Genomic DNA, 9,256 nt, shown 5'->3' on the forward strand with positions numbered 1-9,256 from the left:
CCTGCGTCACGAGACGATGGGCAGGAGCTTGGCGTTCTCCTGCTGTCGCTTGGGGGGCAGCGTCCATTCCTCGCGCATGCCCTTGTCGAACTCGCTGCGGAAGAACGCGTCCTTCATGCCCGCGTCGATGACGTCCCAGGGCAGGAAGGCATCGCGGCTGCGGTCGCGGAAGATGTAGAAGCCGGCATCGACGCCCGTCGCCTCGACGGCCTCGCGCCAGTTCCCGCCATTGCGCTCCACCATGTCGATCACCGGGGCCACGCGGCGGTCGCCGAGCGACATCAGCGCCTGGTAGTACGAGTGCCGCTCCGACTTCACCGTGAAGTACACGTTGTCGAGGTCGGCCACCAGCTTCTTCAGCCGCTTCGCCTTGCGGTCGGTGATCGCCGGGTCCTCCATCGGGAGCCACTGGTAGGCGGTCCCGGGCTTCGGGATCAGCGGGTTGACGCTCGCCACGATGCGCCCGATGCGGCCCCGCGTCCGCTGGTGGTCGAGCATGATCCCGCGCAGGCGGGCCGTCAGGTCCCGCATCGCCACCAGGTCTTCGTCGGTCTCGGTCGGGAGGCCGATCATGAAGTACAGCTTGAGGTTCTCGACCCCGTTGGCAAACAGCAGGTTGGCCTTGTCGAGGATCTCCTCGTTGGTGAAGGTCTTGTTGATCACCCGGCGGAGCCGATCGGAGCCCGCCTCGGGCGCGATGGTCACACCGCGCTCGCCGCTGTCGACGAGCCGGCGCACGATCCGCTCGTTCAGGTCGTCGAGGCGGAGCGACGCCGGGCTGATCGAGTAGCCCATGCCGGCGAGCCGCTCGAGAATCAGCTCGATCTCCGGGTGGTCGCACAGCGCGATCGACACCAGGCCGACGCGATTGGCGTAGGGGCGCGCCGCTTCGGCCAGCGCCAGGATGCGCCCGGTCTCGAACGCGCGCACCGGCAGGTAGTTGTAGCCCGCCCAGCAGAACCGGCACAGGTTGGCGCAGCCGCGCACCACCTCGATCAGGAACCGCGATCCGAGCTCGGTGTCGGGCGTGAAGATCTGCGTGTGCGGCGGATCGAGCCGCTCGGTCGTCTTCACCGCTGCCTTGCGCACCGGTGCCGCACCGCCCCGCGCCGGGTCGCCCACCATGCCGCGCAAGGTGCCGTCAGGTGCGTACTCGGGCGTCCAGGCCGACGGGATGTAGAAGCCGCGCTCGTGCCCGAGCGACTCGAGCAGCGACGCCCGGCCCGTGGCCTCGCGGATCTTCTGCACCAGCATCGGCACCAGCACCTCGCCCTCGCCCGCCGCGACGACGTCGGCAAAGAGGGCGAGCGGCTCGGGGTTGACGAAGGTGACCGCGCCCCCCAGCACCACCAGCGGGTCGCGCCCCTGCTGCCGCTCCGCCGCGTAGATCGGCAGGCCGGCCAGCCGCAGCATCGTCAGCACGTTCGGGTAGTCCCACTCGAACGACACCGAGAAGGCGAAGACGTCGAACTCCTTGACGGGCGTCTGCGACTCGATGGTGAGGAGCTTCAGCCCCGCCGCCTGCTGCGCCTGCAACTCCTGGCGCGGCGGCAGGAACACCCGCTCACAGACCACGTCGTCCATCTCGTTGAAGAGGCGGTAGACGGTCTGGAAGCCGAGGTTCGACATCCCGATCGTGTAGGTGTTCGGAAAGGCGAGCGCCACGCGAAGGCGCTGCCCGTGCGGCTTCACGAGCACGCCAGCTTCGCGGGCCAGCGTGGCCCGGGCCCGATCGCGGAGGTCCTGCGCCTTCATGAGGGATCACCGCCCGGCCGGGGAGCCCGACACGGGTCCATGGGCACGGGGGAACATCCCAATCTAGCACGCCGGCACGGCCGCCGACGGGCCGGGAGCACCGGTACGACCGGCGCGGCCGCGCCGCGGACGTCAGCCCGGCCGGCCCGCGGCTCGGTCCATTCCGGGCCTGTCTCAGGCCGCCTGTGGACTGTGGCCTGTCGCCCGAGAGGCGCCGGCAAGGCGAACCACGGCGGGAAACGGCGGGGCGGGTACTCGGCCGAACCGGCAGACGGGGGAGTCGCCGGCTCGGCTTTGGGGCGTGGGGGACGCCGTGGCCCTCGCCTCAGGCCACGAGACGGCCGGGGCTCAGCTCTCGTGCCCCCGGTTCAGGAACGACGGCTTGTACTCCACGGGCGCGGCATCGTCGGTGCCCGTCGCCAGGTGCTGGTCATCGTCGAGCAGCATGGGCGGGGGAAGCACGGCCTGACGCCGGGCGGGATTGAACGCGAAGCCGGACGTGCCGGTGCCCCCGTTCGGCGACCAGTTGCCGTGGGTGACGTACTCGTCGAGGCCGACCGGGGTGCGGCTGGGCGTGGCCTGCGAGAGGCCGGGCTTGTCGAACCCCGTCGCGATCACCGTGATCTTGATGGTGCCGGTCATCGCGGGGTCGACCACGGCGCCGAAGATGATGTTGGCGTCCTCGTGGGCCGCGTCCTGGATGATCGCGGAGGCCTCGGCCACCTCGGTCAGCGAGATGTCGGTGCCGCCCGTGACGTTGATGATCACGCCTCGTGCGCCCTTCACCGACGCGTCCTCGAGCAGGGGGCTCGAGATGGCGCGGTTGGCCGCCTGCATGGCCCGGTCCTCGCCGTCGGCGACGCCGGTGCCCATGATGGCCAGGCCCATGTGCGACATGATCGTCTTGACGTCGGCGAAGTCGAGGTTGATCAGCCCGGGCACGAGGATCAGGTCGGAGATGCCCTGGATCGCCTGACGCAGGATGTCGTCGGCGGCCGCGAAGGCCTCCGGCAGCGGCGTGCGGCGATCGATGGTGGCGAGCAACCGCTCGTTCGGGATCGTGATCACCGTGTCGACGCACTCACGCAGGTCCGCGAGGCCGCGTTCGGCCTGCTCGGACCGCCGCTTGCCCTCGAACCGGAACGGCTTGGTCACGACCGCGATCGTCAGCGCGCCGAGTTCGGTGGCCAGGCTCGCGATCACGGGCGCCGCGCCCGTCCCCGTGCCGCCGCCGAGACCCGTCGTCACGAACACCATGTCGGCGCCGTCGAGCACCTCGATCAGCCGGTCGGTGTCCTCGAGTGCCGCGTTGCGGCCGACGTTCGGATCCGCGCCGGCGCCGAGTCCCTTGGTCAGCTTGCCGCCGATCTGGATCTTGGTCGACGCCGGGCTCTGCTGCAGCGCCTGCAGGTCGGTGTTGGCGACGATGAACTCGACGCCGCTGACGCCCGAGCGCACCATCCGGTTGACGGCGTTGCTGCCGCCCCCGCCCACGCCCACCACCTTGATGCGCGCGCCGGCGCGCACCTCGGTGTCGAGCGTCAGCCTGAGCGCCTGTTCCTCGGCGCTGCCCGCGCCGCGTCGACGGCCCGTGCCGTCAAGGTCATTGATGTGCATGCGTGTTCCCCCGTCCCCGTTCCCGTCGTCTCAACGCCCGATGAAGAAATTGTTGAACAGCGAACTCACGGCCTCGAGCAGGCGTCGCACGCCGATCGGCGACGACGCGGGCACGGCAGGCCGGTTCTTGTTCGCGTAGATGACGGCGCCGACGGCCGTCGCGTACATCGGGCTGCTGGCCTGATCGCCCAGCCCGGCGGCCCCGGCCGGCACGCCGCGACGCACCGGCAGGTCGAAGATCTGCTCGGCGATCTCGGCCATGCCGTCGAGGGACGCGCCCCCGCCGGTCAGCACGATGCCGGAGTGCAGCGAGTTGCTGCAGCCGGCCTTGTCGATCTCGTCCCACAGCATGTGGAACACCTGCTCGGCGCGCGGCTGCAGGATCTGCGAGAGGATGCGGCGCGACATGACGCGCGGGCGACGCCCGCCGACGCTGGCCACCTCCATCGTCTCGTCCTCGCCGACCATGGAGTTGAGCGCGCAGCCGCAGCGGCGCTTCAGCTTCTCGGCATCGGGGACGGGCGTGCGCAACCCGACCGCGATGTCGTTGGTGAAGTGGTCGCCGCCGATGGCGACGACGCCGGTGTGCCACAGGCTGCCGCGCTCGAAGATCGCGAAGTCGGTCGTGCCGCCGCCGATGTCGACCACGGCCACGCCGAGTTCACGCTCGTCTGGGGTCAGCACGGCCTCGGCGGCCGCCATCTGCTCCAGCACGGTGTCGACGACGTTGACGCCGGCGCGATTGACGCAGGCGATCAGGTTCTGCATCGACGCCGCGCCACCGGTCACGATGTGGACGTTCACGTCGAGGCGCGACCCGGTCATGCCGACCGGGTCGGCGATGCCTTCCTCGTCGTCCACCGCGAAGTCCTGTGGCAGCACGTGGAGGATCTCGCGGCCGCTCGGCAGGGCGAACGCCTTGGCGGCATCGATGGCGCGCCGGACGTCCTCGCGCGTGATCTCGCGCGTCTTGCCCGACACGGCGACGACACCGCGGCTGTTGAAGCCCTTGATGTGCGCGCCCGAGAGCGTCAGATAGGCCGAGTCGATCTCGATGCCCGCCGTCAGCTCGGCCTCCTCGACCGCCTTCTTGATCGACTCGACCGCCTCCTCGAGGTTCACCACCGCGCCACGGCGGATGCCGCGCGCGTCGGCGGTCCCGATGCCGATGATCTCGACATCGCCGTCGTCGGTCACCTCGCCGACGATGGCGGCGACCTTGGTCGTCCCGACGTCGAGCCCGACCAGGTATCGTTCATTCCGAGGCACGGTGCCCTCCCACTGCTTGCCTCATGAGTTCAGTGCTGTCCATCAGCGTCCTCTGGTTCCGCCAGCGCTTCCTCCACGGTTTCCCCGTCGGGGACCTGTGGCATCGTCGCGAAGGTCACGCCCGACTTGCGCGGGCGGACGTACACGCGGTTGTCGAACCGCAAATCCACCGATTCCACCTGCTCGACCATGCGGGTGAGCCGCTCCTGCATGTCGAGGTAGCCCTGCACACGCTCGGCGAACCGCTCGTGCCCGACCAGCAACTGCGCCGTGTCGCCCGAGAGCATCACCACGACGTTGCGCGGCTGCCGCACGTCGATCTGCGACACCCGCCCGAGCAGGCCCGCATCACGCAGCGACACCAGCACCGACGACACCAGCGCCACGCGCGCCTCGTCGGGAGGCGTGGCCGGCGGCGCGGCCGTGTCGACCAGGCCGTCGACGATGGGCAGGTCGAGGCGCCCGTACCGCGGGCCGAACTCGTCCACCACGGCGCCCTGCTCGTCGATGAGCAGCAGGAGATCGCCAGCGCGGGCGACGGCCATCGGCAGGCGCTCGGTGATCCGCACCTCGATGGTCGACGGCAGGGCGCGCCGGAGGCTCGCCTCTCGCACCCACGGCGAGGCCAGCAGCTTCTGCCGCCAGGGCTCCAGGCTGGTCCGGACGATGTTCCGGCCCACCAGGCCGTCGAGCAGCCCCTGCACCTCGCCCTGCGACAGCCGCGACACGCCGATCACGTGCAGCTTCTGGACCGCGAAGGCCTCGCCACTGGTCATCACGTGCTGCACGTACCAGCCCGACCCGATCAGCAGCACGACCAGCGTCGCGACGCGCGCGATGGTCCAGGCCCGGGCCCGCCAGGCCGCGCCGGCGCGCGTCCCGCCGTCGCGCGCGCGCAGCAGGCGCGGGTCGCGCGGGGCGGCGCCCGGCACGCGGCGTGCCCCTCGGCCCTGTGGACGGGGCGGCATCAGGCGCGTCCCTCCAGCGCGGCCAGCACGCGCGGTCCGAGGCTGCCGACCGAGCCGGCGCCGAGCGTCACGATCAGGTCACCGGGGCGCAGCAGTGCCGCGACCATCTCTGGCGCAGCGTCCAGGCCATCGACCAGGTGCACCTGTCGCCCGCTCCGCGCGCTGATGCGCTCGGCGAGCGCGGCGGAGGTGACGCCGGGCAGCGGGTCCTCGCTGGCGGCGTAGATCGGCAGCAGGCACACGTCGTCGGCGCGCGCGAGGACGTCGGCGAACTCGTCCATCAGGCCGGCGGTCCGGGTGTAGCGATGCGGCTGGAACAGCAGCACCAGCCGGCGCGCCCAGGCCTCGCGGCACGCGGCCACCACGGCCGCGATCTCGGTGGGGTGGTGACCGTAGTCGTCGACCACCAGGACCCCGGCGCGCTCGCCCACCACCTGCAGGCGGCGCTCGGCGCCGCGGAACTCGGCCAGCCCTGCCGCGATGCGGTCGAACGGGACGTCGAGCTGCAGCCCGACCCCTACCGCGGCGAGCGCGTTGCGCAGGTTGTGGCGCCCGGGCACGTGAATCGTCAGGCGTCCGAGGCACTCGTGCGCCTGACCCGCATCCGATCGCGCCGGCCGTCGCCACACCGTGCACGACGCCTGCCCCTTGCCGCTCTCGATGTCGCGGGCGACGAGCGTGGCGTCGTCATGGTCGGTGGCGTAGGTCACCACTGTCCGCGTCATGCGGGGCAGCAGGCCCATCAGCACGGGGTCGTCGGCGCACACCACGACGGCCCCGTCGAACGGCACCCGGTTGGCGAACTCGACGAAGGCGTCGAGCGCCCGCTCGAACGTCCCGTAGTGATCGAGGTGTTCGCGGTCGACGTTGGTGATCACGCTGATCACCGGCGACAGCTTGAGGAACGACCCATCGCTCTCGTCGGCCTCGGCGACGATGATGTCGCCCTGGCCGAGACGCGCGTTGCTGCCGAAGGCGCTGAGCCGGCCGCCGATCACGGCCGTCGGGTCGAGCCCCGCCCGCTCGAGCATCAGCGCGACCATCGACGTGGTGGTGGTCTTGCCGTGCGCCCCGCCGATGGCGATGCCGATGCGACGCAGGCGCATCAGCTCGGCGAGCATCTCGGCACGCGCGATGACCGGCACGCCGCGGCGCCGCGCCTCGACGATCTCGGGGTTGTCCTGCCGGGCCGCCGACGTCACGACGACGACGTCGGCCTCGCCGACATGCGCCGCATCGTGGCCCTCGTGCACGCGCACGCCCATCGACGCCAGCCGCCGCGTGATGTCGGTCGTCCGGGCGTCCGATCCGCTCACGACGTACCCGAGGTTCACGAGCAGCTCGGCGATGCCGCTCATGCCGATGCCGCCGATGCCGACGAAGTGCACGTGCCGGGGCGCAGACATGTCAGTGCCTCCCCTGCATGAGCGCCTCGGCCCGGGCGGCGATGACGTCGGCCGCATCGGGTCGCGCCAGGCCGCGCGCGCGCGTCGCCATGGCCACGCGCCGCTCGTCGTCGAGCAGCAAGGCGCGGATCTCGGCGGCAAGCCGCTCGCCGGTGAGGTCGACCTCGTCGAGCATCACCGCGGCGCCCGCCGCCTCGAGCGTGCGGGCATTGGCCCGCTGGTGATCGTCGGTGGCCTGCGGGAACGGGATGAGGATGCCGACCCGGCCCGCGGCGGTGAGCTCGGCGAGCGTCGTCGCACCGGCGCGGCACACCACCACGTCGGCGTCGGCCATCTGCTGGGGCATGTCGGCGATGAAGGCACGGACATCGGCTGCGATGCCGGCCGCGGCATAGCCCGCCTTCACCGTTTCGAGGTCACGCTCCCCCGTCTGGTGCACGACGGTGCAACCCTGGTCCGCCAGTTCACGAATGTGCGCCGCTGCCGCCACCATCGCCTGATTGATCGCGTGTGCACCCTGGGAACCTCCGAAGACGAGCACCCTCCGTTCACCCGCCGTGACCGGCCGCGGCCCGATGGCGAGGAACGCCTCGCGGACGGGATTGCCGGACACGAACCCGTGGCCATGGAAGAAGCGCAGCGACGACTCGTAGGTGACGCCTGCGGCGTCCACCAGCCGGGCGAGCCAGCGATTGGTCAGGCCCGGGGTCGCGTTCTGCTCGAGCAGCAACGTCGGGATTCCCCGCGCCGCGGCCAGGGCCACGACGGGGCCGGAGCTGTAGCCCCCGACGCCGATCACCAGATCCGGATGTCGCCGCGAGATCGCCTGCCAGGCGTCGAGGGCGCTCAGCGGCAGCAGGCCGACGCCACGCGCCACGGCCCCCGCGCTCTTGCCCTTGAGCCCCGCGCTGCGGATCACGTCCAGGTCGAAGCCCTCCTGCGGGACGATGCGCGCCTCGATGCCGCGCGCCGTGCCCACGAAGGACACCACGGTCCGCGGATCGCGCTTGCGCAGCGCGTGGGCCACGGCGATGCCCGGGTACAGGTGTCCCCCGGTGCCGCCGCCGGCAACCAGCACGTGGCGAGGCCGCGTGCCCACGGGCGCAGTGGCCGGGGTCTCAGGCATCGATGGACGCGTGCTGCGACACGTTGAGGAGGATGCCGAGGCCGATCAGGTTGACCAGCATCGAGGACCCGCCGGAGCTGACGAACGGGAGCGGGAGGCCCTTGGTCGGCAAGAGCCCCAGCACCACGCTGATGTTGATCAGCCCCTGCACGGCCATCATCGTCGTGAGGCCGACGGCGAGGAAGGTGCCGAAGCGGTCCTGGGCATTGGCCGCGATGCGCAGCCCGCGCCAGCCGATCACCAGCAGCGCGAGCAGGACGGCGATTGCCCCCAGCATCCCCAGCTCCTCGCTGATCACGGCGTAGATGAAGTCGGTGTGGGGTTCGGGCAGGAAGCGCACCTTCTGCAGCCCCTCCATCAGGCCGCGTCCCCAGTACCCGCCGGTCCCGACGGCGATCAGCGACTGGATGATCTGGAAGCCGCTGCCGAGCGGGTCGGCCCACGGGTCCAGGAACGCCATGACGCGCGCCTTCCGGAACGGCACCAGCCACACGAGCACGTACAGCACCGGCACGGCGACCAGCGCCGCCGCGCCGATGTAGTGCAGGCTCAGGCCGGCCGCGAAGAGCATCGCGAAGGCGATGAGGATGATCGAGACGGTGGTGCCGAGGTCGGGCTGGTAGAGAACGAGCGCGGCGATCGTCGCCAGCACGGTGCCGACCGGCACGAGCACGCTCCGTACGTCGTTGACCCGCTCCATGCGCTCGCTGAGCAGGCGCGCGACGAACAGGACCACGGCGAGCTTGGCGAACTCCGAGGGCTGGATGCCGACGCTGCCGACGCCCAGCCACCTGACCGCCCCCTTGACGCTGTGCCCGGCCCCGGTCAGCTTCATCACCGCGAGCAGGAGCAGCGCGGCAATCACCCCGCCCATGGCGGTGTTGATCACGGTGGGGTGCTGCCACGCGTGATACGGCACCCGCATCACGATCACCATCAGGAAGGCGCCGAGCGCCACCCACGTCGCCTGCCTGGCGATCAGCTGCACGGAGATCGACGTGGCGTCCATGGCCTTGCCCGCGAGCGCCGAATACACCATCACCACGCTCACGCACACGAGGAAGAAGGCGGCCCCGAAGAGCCACTTGTCCGACTTCAGCTTGCGAGCCATGACA

The 9,256-nt window shown here is 71.1% G+C and carries 7 protein-coding genes; all 7 read right to left on the bottom strand.

Annotated elements, in window-relative coordinates:
• Window positions 1-6: 6 nt before the first annotated feature.
• A complete protein-coding gene (locus tag ACIRDX_RS03120) occupies window positions 7-1,755 on the bottom strand; it encodes a radical SAM protein (protein ID WP_396623940.1) in 1,749 nt (582 codons plus the stop codon).
• A 348-nt stretch (window positions 1,756-2,103) separates the two neighbouring features.
• Window positions 2,104-3,372, bottom strand: a complete 1,269-nt coding sequence (gene ftsZ / locus ACIRDX_RS03125; RefSeq protein WP_396623941.1) for a cell division protein FtsZ — start codon at window positions 3,370-3,372, stop codon at window positions 2,104-2,106.
• Between the two features lie 30 nt (window positions 3,373-3,402).
• Complete coding sequence (gene ftsA, locus ACIRDX_RS03130) at window positions 3,403-4,641, bottom strand: cell division protein FtsA (protein WP_396623942.1); 1,239 nt, start codon at window positions 4,639-4,641, stop codon at window positions 3,403-3,405.
• A 29-nt stretch (window positions 4,642-4,670) separates the two neighbouring features.
• On the bottom strand, window positions 4,671-5,609 hold the full coding sequence (locus ACIRDX_RS03135; RefSeq protein ID WP_396623943.1) for a cell division protein FtsQ/DivIB: 939 nt from the start codon (window positions 5,607-5,609) through the stop codon (window positions 4,671-4,673).
• Window positions 5,609-7,015 carry a UDP-N-acetylmuramate--L-alanine ligase gene (murC, locus tag ACIRDX_RS03140; RefSeq protein ID WP_396623944.1) on the bottom strand — a complete coding sequence of 469 codons (1,407 nt, stop codon included), beginning with the start codon at window positions 7,013-7,015 and terminating at the stop codon, window positions 5,609-5,611. The genes ACIRDX_RS03135 and murC overlap by 1 nt, the downstream gene beginning before the upstream one ends.
• Before the next feature lies 1 nt (window position 7,016).
• On the bottom strand, window positions 7,017-8,141 hold the full coding sequence (gene murG / locus ACIRDX_RS03145) for an undecaprenyldiphospho-muramoylpentapeptide beta-N-acetylglucosaminyltransferase (protein ID WP_396623945.1): 1,125 nt from the start codon (window positions 8,139-8,141) through the stop codon (window positions 7,017-7,019).
• On the bottom strand, window positions 8,134-9,252 hold the full coding sequence (ftsW, locus tag ACIRDX_RS03150) for a putative lipid II flippase FtsW (RefSeq protein ID WP_396623946.1): 1,119 nt from the start codon (window positions 9,250-9,252) through the stop codon (window positions 8,134-8,136). The genes murG and ftsW overlap by 8 nt, the downstream gene beginning before the upstream one ends.
• Window positions 9,253-9,256: the final 4 nt, after the last annotated feature.

Origin of the sequence: Luteitalea sp. (genome assembly GCF_044337415.1) — a bacterium.
In the GTDB taxonomy this organism is placed as follows: Bacteria; Acidobacteriota; Vicinamibacteria; order Vicinamibacterales; family Vicinamibacteraceae; genus Luteitalea.